Annotated in this window: 13 protein-coding genes; 5 read left to right on the top strand and 8 right to left on the bottom strand. The window is 68.9% G+C overall.

The genetic code is table 11. The features are described 5' to 3' along the window. Window positions 1-3: 3 nt before the first annotated feature. Window positions 4-354: a GFA family protein gene (locus AC6CH2_RS11850; RefSeq protein ID WP_498269391.1), complete on the bottom strand. Its 351-nt coding sequence runs from the start codon at window positions 352-354 to the stop codon at window positions 4-6. A gap of 129 nt (window positions 355-483) precedes the next feature. On the opposite strand from AC6CH2_RS11850, the gene AC6CH2_RS11845 reads away from it, so the two are divergent. The 3 genes from AC6CH2_RS11845 to AC6CH2_RS11835 all read left to right on the top strand — a co-directional run bounded on the left by AC6CH2_RS11845 (window position 484) and on the right by AC6CH2_RS11835 (window position 3,002). Then, complete coding sequence (locus AC6CH2_RS11845; RefSeq protein WP_435394623.1) at window positions 484-903, top strand: VOC family protein; 420 nt, start codon at window positions 484-486, stop codon at window positions 901-903. Beyond that, on the top strand, window positions 900-1,793 hold the full coding sequence (locus tag AC6CH2_RS11840) for a DUF72 domain-containing protein (protein WP_498269390.1): 894 nt from the start codon (window positions 900-902) through the stop codon (window positions 1,791-1,793). Before AC6CH2_RS11845 ends, AC6CH2_RS11840 begins: the two co-directional genes overlap by 4 nt. 252 nt (window positions 1,794-2,045) lie before the next feature. Beyond that, window positions 2,046-3,002 carry an aldo/keto reductase gene (locus AC6CH2_RS11835; RefSeq protein WP_498269389.1) on the top strand — a complete coding sequence of 319 codons (957 nt, stop codon included), beginning with the start codon at window positions 2,046-2,048 and terminating at the stop codon, window positions 3,000-3,002. Between the two features lie 155 nt (window positions 3,003-3,157). On the opposite strand, the gene AC6CH2_RS11830 is transcribed toward AC6CH2_RS11835, so the two are convergent. Continuing rightward, a complete protein-coding gene (locus tag AC6CH2_RS11830) occupies window positions 3,158-3,814 on the bottom strand; it encodes an NAD(P)-dependent oxidoreductase (protein WP_498269388.1) in 657 nt (218 codons plus the stop codon). Window positions 3,815-3,916: 102 nt separating this feature from the next. Here AC6CH2_RS11830 and AC6CH2_RS11825 point away from each other — a divergent pair, with 102 nt between their 5' ends. After that, the gene (locus tag AC6CH2_RS11825) at window positions 3,917-4,807 is read left to right on the top strand and encodes a LysR family transcriptional regulator (RefSeq protein WP_498269387.1); all 891 of its coding nucleotides are present in this window, start codon (window positions 3,917-3,919) and stop codon (window positions 4,805-4,807) included. A gap of 85 nt (window positions 4,808-4,892) precedes the next feature. Here the strand turns inward: AC6CH2_RS11825 and AC6CH2_RS11820 are convergent, their stop codons facing one another. The 3 genes from AC6CH2_RS11820 to AC6CH2_RS11810 form a co-directional block, all read right to left on the bottom strand. After that, the gene (locus AC6CH2_RS11820) at window positions 4,893-5,789 is read right to left on the bottom strand and encodes a cyclase family protein (protein WP_498269386.1); all 897 of its coding nucleotides are present in this window, start codon (window positions 5,787-5,789) and stop codon (window positions 4,893-4,895) included. A gap of 195 nt (window positions 5,790-5,984) precedes the next feature. Next, complete coding sequence (locus tag AC6CH2_RS11815; protein WP_498269385.1) at window positions 5,985-6,926, bottom strand: DMT family transporter; 942 nt, start codon at window positions 6,924-6,926, stop codon at window positions 5,985-5,987. 255 nt (window positions 6,927-7,181) lie between these two features. Further along, the gene (locus AC6CH2_RS11810; RefSeq protein ID WP_498269384.1) at window positions 7,182-7,478 is read right to left on the bottom strand and encodes a cupin domain-containing protein; all 297 of its coding nucleotides are present in this window, start codon (window positions 7,476-7,478) and stop codon (window positions 7,182-7,184) included. Between the two features lie 137 nt (window positions 7,479-7,615). On the opposite strand from AC6CH2_RS11810, the gene AC6CH2_RS11805 reads away from it, so the two are divergent. Beyond that, complete coding sequence (locus AC6CH2_RS11805) at window positions 7,616-8,500, top strand: LysR substrate-binding domain-containing protein (protein WP_498269383.1); 885 nt, start codon at window positions 7,616-7,618, stop codon at window positions 8,498-8,500. A 346-nt stretch (window positions 8,501-8,846) separates the two neighbouring features. On the opposite strand, the gene AC6CH2_RS11800 is transcribed toward AC6CH2_RS11805, so the two are convergent. The 3 genes from AC6CH2_RS11800 to AC6CH2_RS11790 all read right to left on the bottom strand — a co-directional run bounded on the left by AC6CH2_RS11800 (window position 8,847) and on the right by AC6CH2_RS11790 (window position 13,712). Beyond that, complete coding sequence (locus AC6CH2_RS11800) at window positions 8,847-9,296, bottom strand: TfoX/Sxy family protein (RefSeq protein ID WP_498269382.1); 450 nt, start codon at window positions 9,294-9,296, stop codon at window positions 8,847-8,849. A gap of 31 nt (window positions 9,297-9,327) precedes the next feature. Next, window positions 9,328-11,772: a TonB-dependent receptor plug domain-containing protein gene (locus AC6CH2_RS11795; RefSeq protein ID WP_498269381.1), complete on the bottom strand. Its 2,445-nt coding sequence runs from the start codon at window positions 11,770-11,772 to the stop codon at window positions 9,328-9,330. 515 nt (window positions 11,773-12,287) lie between these two features. Further along, entirely contained in the window at window positions 12,288-13,712 is a 1,425-nt protein-coding gene (locus AC6CH2_RS11790; protein WP_498269380.1) for a M1 family metallopeptidase, read from the bottom strand. Between the last annotated feature and the right edge of the window lie 283 nt (window positions 13,713-13,995).

Here is a 13,995-nt window from a genome sequence, read left to right as displayed (position 1 = left end):
AACTCAGAAACTGCGCCCGTCCACCGGCACCACCTGGATCGAAGCCAGGTCGACGCCTTCCAGGCAGCGCACGTTGACCGCCGTCATCAGGGTGCCGTCGGGCATGCTGCCCTGGCTGAAGGACGAAATGCCGCAGTGCTTGCAGAAATGGTGGTCGATGCTGTTCTTGTTGAAGTGATACAGGCCCAGGTCGGCCGGATCGGTCTTCAACGAAAACGCCGCGCGCGGCACGAACCACAGCAAACCGCCGCGCCGCTGGCACATCGAACAATTGCAGTCGATCGCCTGGTCGATCTCGCCTTCCACTTCGTAGGCGACCTTGCCGCAATGGCAGCCGCCGGAATACTTGGTCATCGCATGCTCCCGCCGCCGCGCGGCACCCGTGAAGACGCGAGGATAACGCCGCCGCGCTATGCTCGTCGCCCAACTCCCGGCACCCCTCGCCGCCAGCCCGGCCCGCGCCGCCCAGCCCCGGAGCGCCTCATGGACCGCAACACCGGCAGTACCATCATCCCGTCGCTGCGTTACCGCAACGCGCCCGCCGCGATCGAATGGCTGTGCCGCGCGTTCGGTTTCGAGAAGCATGCCGTCTACGCCGACGGCGATACCGTGCACCATGCGCAACTGACCTACGGGCCGGGCATGATCATGCTCGGGTCGGTCGACGACCGCAGCGAATGGGGCCAGCGCATCGTCCAACCCGATGAGATCGGCGGGCGCGAGACTCAGGCCTGCTCGGTGGTCGTCAGCGACGCCGACGAGCACTATGCGCAGGCGCGCGCGGCCGGCGCCGAGATCGTGGTCGAGCTCGCCGACCAGGACTACGGCGGACGCGCCTACACCTGCCGCGACCTCGAAGGCCGGCTATGGTGGTTCGGCACCTACAATCCCTGGAACCTATGAACCGCAAACGCAGCAGCGACTCCGCACCCGGCGACCTGTTCGCCACACCGGCTTCGGCCGCGGCCGGCGATTTCGGTGCCGGTCCGGGCCCGGTCGACGGCATCCGCGCCGGCATCGGCGGCTGGACCTTCGTGCCGTGGCGCAACAACTTCTATCCCGAAAAACTGGTGCAGCGGCGCGAGCTCGAATTCGCCAGCCGCCAGCTCAGCAGCATCGAGATCAACGGCACCTATTACAGCGCGCAGAAGCCGGCCACCTACGCCAAGTGGGCGGCCGAGACGCCGGAGCATTTCGTGTTCTCGCTGAAGGCGCCGGGCCGGATCACCCAGGGCGGCGCGCTGGCCAAGGCCGGCAACGGCGCGAAGGCCTTCATCGACGGCGGCCTGAGCGAATTCGGCCCCCGGCTCGGGCCGATCCTGTGGCAGCTGACGCCGAACCGGGCGTTCGATCGCGACGACCTCGCCGCGTTCCTGGACGCGCTGCCGCGCCGCCTCGACGGGCAGGCGCTCAAGCACGTGCTGGAAGTCCGCCATCCGAGTTTCCTCGACGAGGCCTACGTGAGGCTGGCGCGCGAGCACCGCATCGCCACGGTGTTCACCGACTCCGACGAATATCCCTCGCTGGCCGACCTCACCGGCGATTTCGTCTACGCCCGGCTGATGCGTTCGCGCAGCGACATCGCCACCGGGTATCCGGACGCCGAGCTCCAGGCCTGGGCCGAGCGCGCCCAAGCCTGGGCGCAAGGCCGGGACTGCCCCGAACTGCCGCATGTCGCAGCGCCCGCCGACAACGGCAAGCCGCGCGAGGTGTACGTGTATTTCATCAGCGCCGCGAAAGAACGCAACCCCGCCGCGGCGATGCGCCTGCTGGAGAAGCTCGGCGCGCGCTGAGCGGCAAGCGGTGACGCCAGCGTGCCGAAGCAGCGCCGGCAAACGAGACATCACGGTCGCGGCTTACGCCGCTCCTGCCCGCAGCACGGCTTCAAGGGTAGGAGCGACGCGAGTCGCGACCGCGCCGTGTCCGGTCGCGCCGCGCGGTCCGGCGCCCGTCCGCTTCACCGTCCCCCGATTCGGTGCACAATCGACGCACGGCCGCCCGCCATGCCGACGGCCTCCGCACCGATCCCACAGCGAGCCTCCGCCATGGCCAGTCGTCGCGATTTCCTCGGTACCGTCTCCCTCGCCGCCACCGGTCTCGCCCTCGCGCCGTTGGCCGCATGCAGCGGCGAATCGCCGCCCACCGCGGCGGCCGCGCCGGAAACGCCGTTCTCGGGCACCCTGCTCCAGCGCACCATTCCGGCGACCGGCGAGTCGATCCCGGCGATCGGCATGGGCACCTCGGGCAGCTTTGAGGTCGGCGCCGACGAGGCCTCGCGCGCGCCCCTGCGCGAGGTGCTGAAGCGTTTCGTCGACGCCGGCGCCCGCGTCATCGACACCGCGCCGAGCTATTCCAGCGCCGAGGACGTGCTCGGCGATCTGATCGCCGAGGCGAAGCTGCGCGAGCGCCTGTTCCTCGCCACCAAGCTGTCCGGCGTGGTCGGCCGCGACGAGGGCCTGGCCCAGTTCGAGGCCTCGCTGCGGCGCCTGCGCACCGAGCGCATCGACCTGCTGCAGGTGCACAACCTGGGCGACACCCGCACCCAACTCGCGCTGGCGCGCGAACTCAAGCAGCAAGGCAAGGTGCGCCTGGTCGGCCTGACCCACTACCGCGAACCGGCGCAGGCGCAGCTCGCGCAGGACATGCGCACGCTGAAGCCCGACTTCGTCCAGATCAATTATTCGCCGGTCTCGCGCGCCGCCGAGCGCACCGTGTTCCCGCTCGCGCGCGAGCTCGGCATCGCGGTGATGGTCAACCGCGCTTTCGAGGACGGCCGATTGTTTTCGCAGGTCAAGGGCAAACCGCTGCCGCCGTGGGCGGCCGAGGTCGGCGCCGACTCCTGGGCGCAGTTGTTCCTGAAATTCGTACTCAGCGAAACCGCGGTGACGGTGGTGATTCCGGCGACGTCGAAGCCGAAGAACCAGACCGACAACCTCAAGGCCGGCGTCGGCCCGCTGCTCGATGCGAAACAGCGCGAGGCCCTGGTCGCGGCGATCGGCTGAGCCCTCGCGCGCATCGCAATCGCCCCCCTGCAGGAGCGGCGTAAGCCGCGATCGCAGAATCGGCTACTCGCACCGAAGCCACACCGTAACGATCCGCACACACGAAGAGCGCGACAGCCCCGCTGCCGCGCTCTTCGCTCTCCTCTTGCGCGGGATCAATAAGCAACGGTGAAGCGCTTGCGCGAATGCGCCGGCTGCTCCAGTTCGTCGATCAGCGCGACCGCATAGTCCTGCACCGAAATGTTGCTCTCGCCCTGCTCGTCGACCAGCAGCTGATCGCTGCCGACACGGTAACGGCCGCTGCGCTCGCCCGGCACCAGGTGCGCGGCCGGCGACAAAAAGCTCCAGTCCAGGCCGTTCTCTTCGCGCAAGCTGTTGAGCACCGTGCGCATGGCTTCGGCGCCGTCGCGGTACTCGGCCGGAAAGCCGGGCTGATCGAGCACCTGCCGGCCCGGCGCGATCTCCAGGCTGCCGGCGCCGCCGACCACCAACAGACGCGGCACGCCGGCCTGCTTCAGGCCCTCGACGATCCGGGCATAGCCGGCGACGGTGTCGCGGCCGACGTTGGGGTTCTTCCAGCCGCCGGCGTTGTACGAGGCGATCACCGCGTCGTGGCCGCGGGCCAGCGCGGCCACGGTCGCCGCCGCGGAGGCGTCCCCGCCGATGGTCGCCGGCTTCGCGGTCAGGCCGTCGTGGGCAGGCAGCGACGAGGTGTCGCGGGCGACCGCGGTGACGCGGTGGCCGCGCTGCAGGGCTTCTTGAAGCAGGGCGCGGCCGACGTAGCCGGTGGCGCCGATCAGGACGATGTTCATGGGGGGACTCCCGGGGTGGATTGGACGGGATATAGTCTGCGGACTTACAGAAGCCGCGATAATCAGGCCCGGAGCGCTATCACCATTAAGCTGGACTTCACGATGGACCGGCTCAAGCGCATGGCCTTGTTCGCCCGGGTGGTCGAGCTGGGCTCGATGAGCGCGGCTGCGCGCGAACTCGACATGACCCCGTCGGCGGTCAGCCAGCAATTGCGCCAGCTCGAGGCCGAGACCGGTGTGGTGTTGCTGCACCGGTCGACCCGCAAGCTGACCATGACCGAAATCGGCCAGGCGTATTACGAGGACTGCGCGGCGATGCTGCACGCCGCGCGCAACGCCGACGGCCGCCTCGGCGACCTGCGCGACGAACCGCGCGGCGAACTGCGCATCGCCGCGCCGATCGGCTTCGCCGCGCACCTGGCGCCCGCGCTCGCGCCGCTGATGCGCGCCTGCCCGGAGCTGTCGCTGCGGATCTTCGCCGACGACCGCCAGATCGACCTGATCGCCGAACGCATCGACCTGGCGATCCGGGTCGGCCGGCTCGCCGACTCCAGCCTGGTCGCGCGGCGCATGGCCGAGTGGCGGCATCTGCTGCTGGCCTCGCCCGCGTATGCGCAGGCGCACGGCCTGCCGCGCACGCCGGAGGAACTCGCCGGCCACTCGATGCTGATCCTCAGCGTGATGAACCAGCCCGAGTACGTCGAGATGCATCGCGACGGCGAGCCCTCGCGGCGGGTGCGGATCGGCGGGCGCATCGTCGGCAACAACGCCGAGACCCTCAAGCAGATGATGCTGCAGGGGCTCGGCATCGTCCGCCTGCCCGAGCCGGACGCGGCGCCGGTATTGGCCGACGGCCGCGCGGTACGGGTGCTGCCGGAGTGGACGATGGCGCCGCTCGGCGTCTACGCGGTGACCGCGCAGCGCGATGCGCAGCCGGCGAAGGTGCGCATGGCGATCGCGGCCTTGCAGGACTATCTGGCAGTGGCGCGGTAGCCGGCGCCCGCCTTCATCCGCCCCGCGGGCCGCTTTCCCGCAGGCGGGAGAAGGACAGCGAAAGCCGAAGGATCTTAGAGGGAACTCAGCCGACGATCTTCGCCAAGGCCCGCACCGGAAAGGTGCCCATGCCCTTCACCTTCGGCGGCACCGCGCTGAAGCTGAAGCCGTCGTCGGGCAATGCGGCGAGGTTGCGCAGATGTTCGACGATCAGGATGCCGGCACCGAGCAGGATCGAATGCACCGGGCGGGTGTTGCCGCGGGTGTCGTCGATGTTCATCGAATCGATGCCGACCAGCTTGACCCCGCAATCGCGCAGCCACACCGCGGCCTCTTCGGTCAGGAAGGGATGGCCGTCGGCATAGGCGCGCGTGGCGAAGTGCATGTCCCAGCCGGTGTGGACCAGCACCGCGCGGCCGCGCAGTTCCAGGTCGCGGAAATGGCCGACGTCGATGGCTTTCACCGACGGGTCGATGCGCACCACGATCGCATCGAGGTCGGCGCAGTCCTGCGGCTGGATCTGCGACAGATCGGCGCCGTCCGCGTAACGGTGCGAGGGGCAGTCGATATAGGTGCCGGTGTTGGCGACCATGTCGATGCGGGCGATATGGAACTCGGTGCCTTCGGCGTAGATCTCGCGCGAAGATTCGCGGCTGAGGTAATCGCAGATGTAGGCGGCCGGCATGCCCGGATAGGTGACCTGGCCGTCCTCGATGGTGTGGCTGAGGTCGACGTAGCGCGTCGTCCCCTGCTCCAGCGCGCCGGCCTTGCGCTTGTGCGCCTCGACCAGAATTCGCTTGTTGAGGATGCGCGCCGGCCCGACCATCAGCAGGCGCAGATCGCGCACGATGTAGGCGACCAGTTCGTCGTCGCCGATGTCGTCGCCGTCGATGTCGAGGCGGAACCCTTGGCCCTGCAGGCCGCCGCCGTTGCTGAACTCGATCTCGAAGTCGAACTGCACGCGATGCTGGATGGAATTCAAGCAAGTCTCCGGGGACGGGTGAGGCGGTGGGGGTGCGGTGGATCCCCGCCTGCGCGGGGATGCCGGTCTGAATTTCGAGAGAAAGCCGCCGTCGCAACTGCATAGGGCCGCGCATGAAGCCAAGCGCGGAGTGTCGCAGAAACGAGGCCCGAGACAGCCGATGCAGTCGGCGACTGAGCGCCGTGCGGCTTAGGCTTACTTCGCCGCGCGTTGGCTCAAGGCAACGCTGCCGAGGATCAACAGCGCGGCGACCAGCATGCTGCCGGTCAGCGGTTCGCCGAGCAGCATCCAGCCCCAGGCCACGCCGAACAGCGGCACCAAGTAGGTCACCGCGACCGCGCGGCCGGCGCCGATGCGCTGGATCAGGCGGTAGTACATGACGAAGGCGATGCCGGTGCAGAGCACGCCGAGCATCGAGGCCGAGAACCACGACTTCATCGGGATCGCGTGGTCGGGCCAGTAGGCGATCGCGAACGGCAGAGTCAGCAGGGCCGAGGTGCCCAGGGTCGCCGCGGCCACCGCGGCCGCCGGCAGGCCGGTGAGTTGGCGGCGCACCAGGTTGGCGCCGATACCGTACAGGAAGGCTGCGCTGCAGCCGGCCGCGACCGCCCAGCCGATGCTCGCGCCCGCGGTCTTGCCGCTGGCCAGCACGACCACGCCGGCGAACCCCGCGAACAACGCGACCGCGCGCTGCATGCCGATCTTCTCGCCGAAAAACAGGAAGCCGACCAAGGCGGTGAACAGCACCGCCATCGAATTGGTGATCGCGCCGACGCCGGCCGGCGCGCGTTGCGCGGCCCAGGCGAACAGCACGAACGGCACCGCCGAATTGATCACGCCGACCAGGGCGAGCTTGGCCCAGATGGCGCCCTTGAACGATGCGCGCGCCTTCCACAGGAACGGCAACAGGATCAGCGCGCCGAGGCCGAGCCGCATTTCGACCAGCGGGATCGCGCCGAAGTCCTTCGCCGCCACGCGCATGAACAGGAACGAGGAACCCCAGATCGCACCGAGCACGGTCAACTCGAGCGGGGTCCGCCAGGCGGCGCGCTCGGTCTCGGCGCCGGCGTTGGAGCCGGCCTTCTGGGAGGCGGAGCAGTTGGGAGTCAGGCTGACGGCGAGTTCGGGGGAACGCATGCGCTAAGTCCTCGAAACGGCGTCCACGCGATGCGGGCGCCTGCGGGGGATAACGGCCGCGCCGGCCTCGCGGCGGCGCGATGAGCGCAGCGGCGACGCCGTTGCGCGATACGGGAACCGATGCCGGCCATGGCCACGACGGTCGACGCGGGGCCGATCGCAGTATCGGTACGCGGCCCGGGGGCGGATATCCGGATCCGGTCGCTAGCGGATCCCAGGTGGATCGAGTGCCGCGCCGGCTCCGCCGGCAATCGCTCAGACGTCCAGAATCGCCAGCGTGCCGCGGCTGCCCGGCTCGACCGCATGGGCCACGCCCGCCGGCACCACGTACAGCTGCCCGGCCCCGACTTCGACGATCTCGCCGCCGATGCTCAGGCGCAGGGCTCCATCGAGCACCAGCAGGCCCTCGGCGAAATCGTGCGTCTCTTGCTCATACGCGCCGGCGTCCATCCGCAACAGCTTGAAGTTGGCGCTGCCGAAACGTCCGACCACGGTCGAGCGCCAGGCGGCGGGCAGTTCGGCGGAGGTCGCAAGCAGGTCGATGAGGCTCATGCGCAGGCACTGGCTGGTGGGTCGCGGCGGGTCGGGACAACAATCTGGCTCTTCCCTGGCGCCTATTTTGACTGGCCCGCCAGCCTAGACAAGCGCATACTTTGGCGCTCAGGCACAAATATGATTTGAGGCTGATCATGGCACTGCGGGCAGACTGGCTACCGGCCCTGGCGGCGTTCGAGGCGGCCGCGCGGCATCAGAATTTCGCCCATGCCGCCGAAGAGCTGCATTTGACCGCCAGCGCGGTCAGCCACCACGTGCGCAAGCTCGAAAGCCGGCTCGGCGTCAGCCTGTTCCAGCGTCATGCACGCGGCGTCGCCCTGACCCCGCAGGGGCGCCAGCTCGCCGACTCCGCCGGCACCGCCCTGGCCGACATGGACGGCGTACTGCGCAGCCTGCGCGTCAGCCGGCAGGAGACCGACCGGGTCCGCGTCACCACCCTGCACTCGCTGGCCTATACCTGGCTGCTGCCGCGGCTGAGCGAGTTCACCCACGCGAATCCGAAGATCCTGCTGAGCCTCGACACAGAGATCGCGCTGGCGCGCTTCGACGAAGGCGGGCCCGACCTCGGCATCCGCCACGGCGCCGGCCATTGGCCCGGGCTGACCGCGCATCATCTGATGGACGACGCGCTGTTCCCGGTCGCCTCGCCGAACATGCCCGGCATCGAGCGGATCACCGAACCGGCGCAGATCGCCGACCTGCCGCTGATCGCCGACCACGCCCGTCAGGGCTGGCACGACTGGTTCCGCGCCGCCGACGTGCACGGCCGCAAGCTCGAAGAGCGCTACACCTTCAGCGACACCACCGACGCGATGATGGCCGCCGCCCACGGCATCGGCGTGGCCCTGGCGCGCGCGCAGATCGCCGTGCCCTATCTGCGCTCCGGCCAGTTGGTGCGCCTGCCCGGCCCGGCGATGCCGGCGCGCTGGGGCTATTACGCGATCTACCCCGCCCATCGCCGCCTGCGCCCCGCGGCCCAGACCTTTCTCGATTGGCTATTGGCGATGAAGAAGGATTGAGGCGCAGACGGCAACGACGCGACTATCCCCCTTTGCAGGAGCGACGTGAGCCGCGACCGCGAAAACGATGGGCTGTGAATGCACGATGCACCGATAAGGTTGCCGCCCCGACCGACCACACCGGGATGGGTTCTCCACCCATCCCTGTCGCGACTCGCGTCGCTCCTACCCCTGCAGTGCGGCGGCTCCTGGGCAGGAGCGGCGCGAGCCGCGACCGCGAATGGCGGGCGCTGCGAAAGCGCGCAGCGCCGAAGGGCTTGTCGCTACGATCGATTGCATCGGTCTAGGTGTCCGACCCGTTCCGAGGTCGCGACTTACGTCGCTCCTACAGGGGACACGATCGCGCTCAATCGCGCGCGGCAGGTTTACGCCGGGATGCTTTCTTCGCCGTGATCTTCTTGGCCACGACTTTCTTCGCCGCGGCGTGTTTCGCTGCCGCTTTCCGGGCCTTCGCCTTCTTCGGCGGTGCGGTATTGGCCTTGCGCAACGCGGCTTGGTAGGCCAGGGCCAGCCACGGTTTCATGTCTTGCGGCGAATCCATCGCCGACTCCGGCACCGACCAGAAGCTGAGTTCGATCGGTTTGCGCTGGCGGGTGTAGACGAAGGGTTCGCAGCCGGCCGCGCGGAAACGCGGCTCGGTCTGCGGGTCGACCTTGAGGTAGACCGCCTCGTCGATGACCAGGGCGATCATCACCCCGTGGTGGTAGACGCCATGGCCGCCGAACATGCTGCGCGCCGACAAGGCGCCGAAGCCGGAGGCCAGATCGCGCAGGTGGGCGATGAAGGCCTCGCTCACGCGAGCGCCTCCATCGCGGCCCGCGCCTCGATCAGAAGCGGTGCCACAGACGCACGTAGTACGCCGCGCCGTTGAGACCGAACTGGACGCTGTCGAAGATGTGGCCGTTGTCGGTTTCGTCCGGGTTCTGGCGGGTCGGCTTGACGTTGAAGATATTCGCGCCGCCGACCGTCAGCTTCGTATTCTCGGAGAACGAATAGGTTGCGCTGAGGTCGGCCGAGGTCTTGGCCTTGTAGCGCGCATTCGGTACGCCGCCGGCGGTGCCCGAGAACGTGCCCAGGGTCTGCGGCCCGAAGTGGATCACCTTGAGGTTGCCGGCCCAGGGGCCGCGCGACAGGTCGAAGCCGAGCACGGCCTTCGACTTCGGTGCGCCCTGCTCGATGAACAAGCGTTCGCGCTCCGACAACAGCACGTCTTCGCGGCCGACCAGCGCCGGCGGCGCGTGGATGGCGTTGACCTTGGTGCGGTTGAGGTTGAGGGCGAAGAAGGTGCCGAGCTTGACGTCCTCGCCGAGCTGGCGCTCGTTGTTGAAGGTGAAGTCCAGGCCCTCGGTGCGAGTGTCGACCGAGTTGACGAAGAACTGCGCCTGGCCGACGCCGAGGGCGTCGAGGATGCCGCCGATGGTCGGATCGGTGGTGTCGAAGCGGCCGCTGAGCACGATGCGATCGTCGATGTCGATGCGGTAAGCGTCCAGGGTCACCGAGGTGTCGGCGTTCGGCGACCAGGTCAGGCCGAGGGTGTAGTTGCGCGACTCTTCCTTGGTCAGCAGCGGCAGTCCGGCGGCGTTGGCGATGGTGCCGCCGTTAGGCGCGATCACCACGTCGACCGGCTCGCCGTTGACGAAGTCGGTGATGGTCGAGGAGAAGAACTTCTGCTGCAGCGACGGCGCGCGGAAGCCGGTGCTGGCCGAGGCGCGCAGCATCAGGGTGTCGGTGGCGCGGAAGCCGGCGGCGAGCTTGCCGGTGGTGGTCTTGCCGAAGTCGCTGTAGTCCTCGTAACGCACCGCCACGCCGGCGGTGAAGCGGTCGGTGAAGTCGGCTTCGAGGTCGAGGTAGGCGGCCCAGTTGTCGCGGCTGTGCGAGCCGGCATCGGCCGGCTGGAAGCCCGGGAAGCCCTGGCTGCCGGCGTTGCCGCCTTCGCCGACGCCGTCGGCGTCGATGTAGGAGCCCGGCTCGCCGGCGAAGATCTTGTAGCGCTCGTCGCGGCGCTCCAGGCCGAAGGCGACGTTGAGGCCGTTGAAGACCTGGTCGTAGAAGCGGCTGACGTCGAAATTGACGGTCTTCTGCTGGAACGAGAAGCCGCCGGCGTCGAAGCTGTCGGCGCTGACGCCGCGGCCGCCGTTGAGCAGGTCGAGGTTGGCGATCGAGGCGTTTAGGGTGTTGTTGATGTCGTAGCGCAGCTCGTTGAAGCCGTAGGTGTAGGACAGGTCGGCGTTCCACTCGCCCATCGCCCAGCGCAGGCCGAGAATGCCGTAGCGGTCCTTGAGTTCGCCGTCGATGAAGGGCACGAAGCCGTCCGGGTACATCGCCGCGGAGTTGCGCGAGGGGATGTCCTCCGAGCCCAGGCCGTCGCGCGCGAACGCCGCCGAGGACGCATCGCGGTTCTGCACGCCGCCGGTGAAGTACAGGCTCAGGTTTTCGCCGAGGGGCTTTTCGCCGTTGACGAAGAGGGTCTGGTTGCGGATCTTCGAGTCGCCGATGATGCGCGGGCTGCCGGCGGGCTCGGAACGGTCGGAGCGGCCGCGGTCCTGGTATTCGCCGGTGATGCCGATGGTGCCGTCGCTGCCGAGGCCGAAACCGCAGTAGGCCGTCGCCAGCCAGTTCTCGCCGTCGCCCTTGGAATACTGGCCGTAGCCGGCGACCGCTTCGCAGCCCTTGCGCTTCTTCAGCGAGATGTTCATGACCCCGGCGATGGCGTCGGAACCGTACTGGGCGGCGGCGCCGTCGCGCAGGATCTCGACGCTGTCGATCGCCATCAGCGGGATGGTGTTGAGGTCGGTGCCGGTATTGCCGCGGTTGCGCGCGCCGAACAGGTTGAGCAAGGCGGTGGTGTGGTGGCGCTTGCCGTTGACCAGGACCAGGGTCTGGTCCGAGCCCAGGCCGCGCAGCGCGGCCGAATCGACCAGGTCGGCGCCGTCGGCGCCGCTCTGGCGGGTCGAGTTGAACGAGGGTGCGGCGTACTGCAGCGACTGGGCGAGGTCGAACTGGGCGCCCTCCTCGGTGTTCTTGGCCATCGGCAGCACGTCGACCGGCGAGATCGAGGTGGTGTCGGAGGAGCGCTGGCTGCGGCGCGAACCGAGCACCGACACCGTCTCCAACGTCCGGGCCTCGCTGTCCTGAGCCGGCGCGGCCTCGGTCTCCTGGGCGGCAGCGGAGCCGGCGAAGAGACCGCCGGCGACCCACAGCGCGCAGTGGACGGCACTGAACAGGCGGGCACGACAGAGGGGACGGAAAGCGCGGTGGCTGGCTTGCGTCATAGCGGGGATCCTTGGCTAGGCGGGCGGGGCATCCCCTTAGCCTAAAGCCAAGACGCCAGTTCGTGCACAGCCGCCGACGCGAAAATGCAAACAAACCGTGCCGGGCGCCGCGCCATGGACAGCGCGGCCCAGGGGGCTGGAGTGTTGCCGAGGGCTGAGAATGCCGGACTGTCGGCTCTGAATGACGGTTCGGTTGAGTCGGTGCGCCGCCGCGATCGGGTGGCTGCGCGATCGCGGCTTGCGCCGCTCCTACCCCTGGGCTGCGCGGCCCCTGGATAGCAGCGGCGCGAGCCGCGACCGCGAAACCTCGGTAAGCGGCGACAACTGCGTCGGGCGGCAGACCGATGGGATGCGTCGGTTCGCACGTAAACGACGCGATCAGCTGGTGCGCAACGCCGACATTTGCAATCGCGCGGTCGCGGCTTGCGCCGCTCCTACCCCTGGGCTGGGCGGCTCCTGGATAGCAGCGGTGCGAGCCGCGACCGCGAACCTTCGACGGGCGGCGAGGGCCGCGCTCACTTCGCAGGCGCCGCCGGCCTCGCCGCCACCTCCGCCGACTCCACCCAGCGCGCGAAGAACTCGCCGAGGTCGCGGCCGCTCGCACGCTCCATCGCCCTGCGGAAATCCGCGGTGACCACCGAATGGCCGTAGTGCGCGCGGGTGTAGGCGCGGACGCCGCCCCAGAACGCGCGTTCGCCGAGTTCTTCGCGCAGCAGGTGCAGCACGTAAGCACCCTTCTGGTACACCACCGCGCGGTCGTCGGCGCTCGGCCTGGTCCAGTGCTCGTAGATCAGCGCATGGTCCTTGCCGGTCTCGCGCAGCTTGTCCAGGCGCCGCTTCCAGCCCTCGACCTGTTTGCGGTAGGCCTCGTCGCCGAAACGGTGCTGCAGATAGGCCGCGGCCATGAAATTGGCGAAGCCTTCGTTGAGCCAGAAATGGCCCCAATCGCGGCAGGTGACGTAGTTGCCCCACCACTGGTGCGCAGCTTCGTGGGCGATCAAAGCCTGCGCGCTCGGGTCGTCGAGCACTTCGCGGCCATAGGCTTCCGACATCAGCGAAAAACCGGCGAGCTCCTGGCCGATGGTCTTCGCGACCAGCACCTGGCTGTAGCTGCCGTTGTAACGGATGCCGGCGCGACGGCCGAAGAACCGCAGCATGTCGGGCGTGTCGGCGAACACGCGCCGCAGTTGCGGCGCTTGCAGGTCGCTCGACAGGTAACGCAGCGCGGCATTCTCGCTGGTGCCGCCGGCTTCGTTGTAGCGGCCGGCGGCGAAGCCGTAGACATAGCTCGGCATGGCCGCGTCCTGGCGCCAGCGATAAGCCTCGCGGCGGCCGCCGAGCGCCGACTTCGAGATCAGGCGGCCGTTGCCGACCGCTTTCAGACCCTCCGGCAGGGTCACGGTGAGGTCGAGGGTGGCCCGTTCCTGCGGCGCATCGATGCAGACCAGCCATTGGCTGGTCGAGAACACCGTGTACAGCTCGCTGCGCTCGGGATGGAACTCCAGGCCGAAACGCGGCGCGCCGCGATAGACGATGTCGATCTCGTGGCGCGAGCCGGCCGCGGCCGGCGCGGCCAGGCGCACGCTCACGCGCTTGTCGAGCTTCTGGAAACTCAGCGCCTGCCCGTCTTCGCCGACCGAGACGATGTCGAGGTCGCCGGCGTCGAAATCCAGCCGCTGCGCGCCCTGGCGGCGGACGATGAAGCGAATCGCGACCTGGCCGCGCAAGCTCTTGGCGGCCAAGTCCGGCTCGATGCGCGCGGTGTAGTGCAGCACGTCGATGTCGGCGCCGGCGCGCGCGGTTTCGTTCGGGGTCTTGCCCGGGTTCGCGGCGGCGAGGCCGGCATAGGCGGCGCAGGCGAGGACGCCGGCCGCGATCGTGCGCCGCAGCAGGCGGCTGTGCGCCCGTAATCGGCGGGGCTGTTTCAGTGCATCGCGCATCGTCGCTCCATCCCTCCCCTGCCGATCGCGGTCCTGCGATTCGTCTCGATCGGGGCGATCCTTAGGACCGGCGCCGATCATCGCCGATGCGGGCGCCGCGCTGAACCCGCCTGAACTTCATGGTTTGTCTGCGGTTAGGGATTGCGCGCGATTTGCGCCCGCGATCACTGACAGCGCTGTCAATCGAGGCCAAGGTGCGTGGCGTGAGCGCAGGCGCGCGGGCGATCGCGTCGCGGGCGGTCACGACCACCCACGCCAAGCTCGCGTTTCCCGCGGCATTGCG

Source organism: Lysobacter sp. GQ73, from assembly GCF_059758755.1.
The sequence above is the reverse complement of the archived record's forward strand: the minus strand, read 5'-3'. Positions and strand labels throughout refer to the sequence as shown.

Coding starts and splice junctions, on each gene's coding strand:
- AC6CH2_RS11850 (WP_498269391.1), bottom strand. CDS start 354: ATGACCAAGTATTCCGGCGGCTGCCATTGCGGCAAGGTCGCCTACGAA.
- AC6CH2_RS11845 (WP_435394623.1), top strand. CDS start 484: ATGGACCGCAACACCGGCAGTACCATCATCCCGTCGCTGCGTTACCGC.
- AC6CH2_RS11840 (WP_498269390.1), top strand. CDS start 900: ATGAACCGCAAACGCAGCAGCGACTCCGCACCCGGCGACCTGTTCGCC.
- AC6CH2_RS11835 (WP_498269389.1), top strand. CDS start 2,046: ATGGCCAGTCGTCGCGATTTCCTCGGTACCGTCTCCCTCGCCGCCACC.
- AC6CH2_RS11830 (WP_498269388.1), bottom strand. CDS start 3,814: ATGAACATCGTCCTGATCGGCGCCACCGGCTACGTCGGCCGCGCCCTG.
- AC6CH2_RS11825 (WP_498269387.1), top strand. CDS start 3,917: ATGGACCGGCTCAAGCGCATGGCCTTGTTCGCCCGGGTGGTCGAGCTG.
- AC6CH2_RS11815 (WP_498269385.1), bottom strand. CDS start 6,926: ATGCGTTCCCCCGAACTCGCCGTCAGCCTGACTCCCAACTGCTCCGCC.
- AC6CH2_RS11810 (WP_498269384.1), bottom strand. CDS start 7,478: ATGAGCCTCATCGACCTGCTTGCGACCTCCGCCGAACTGCCCGCCGCC.
- AC6CH2_RS11805 (WP_498269383.1), top strand. CDS start 7,616: ATGGCACTGCGGGCAGACTGGCTACCGGCCCTGGCGGCGTTCGAGGCG.
- AC6CH2_RS11795 (WP_498269381.1), bottom strand. CDS start 11,772: ATGACGCAAGCCAGCCACCGCGCTTTCCGTCCCCTCTGTCGTGCCCGC.
- AC6CH2_RS11790 (WP_498269380.1), bottom strand. CDS start 13,712: ATGCGCGATGCACTGAAACAGCCCCGCCGATTACGGGCGCACAGCCGC.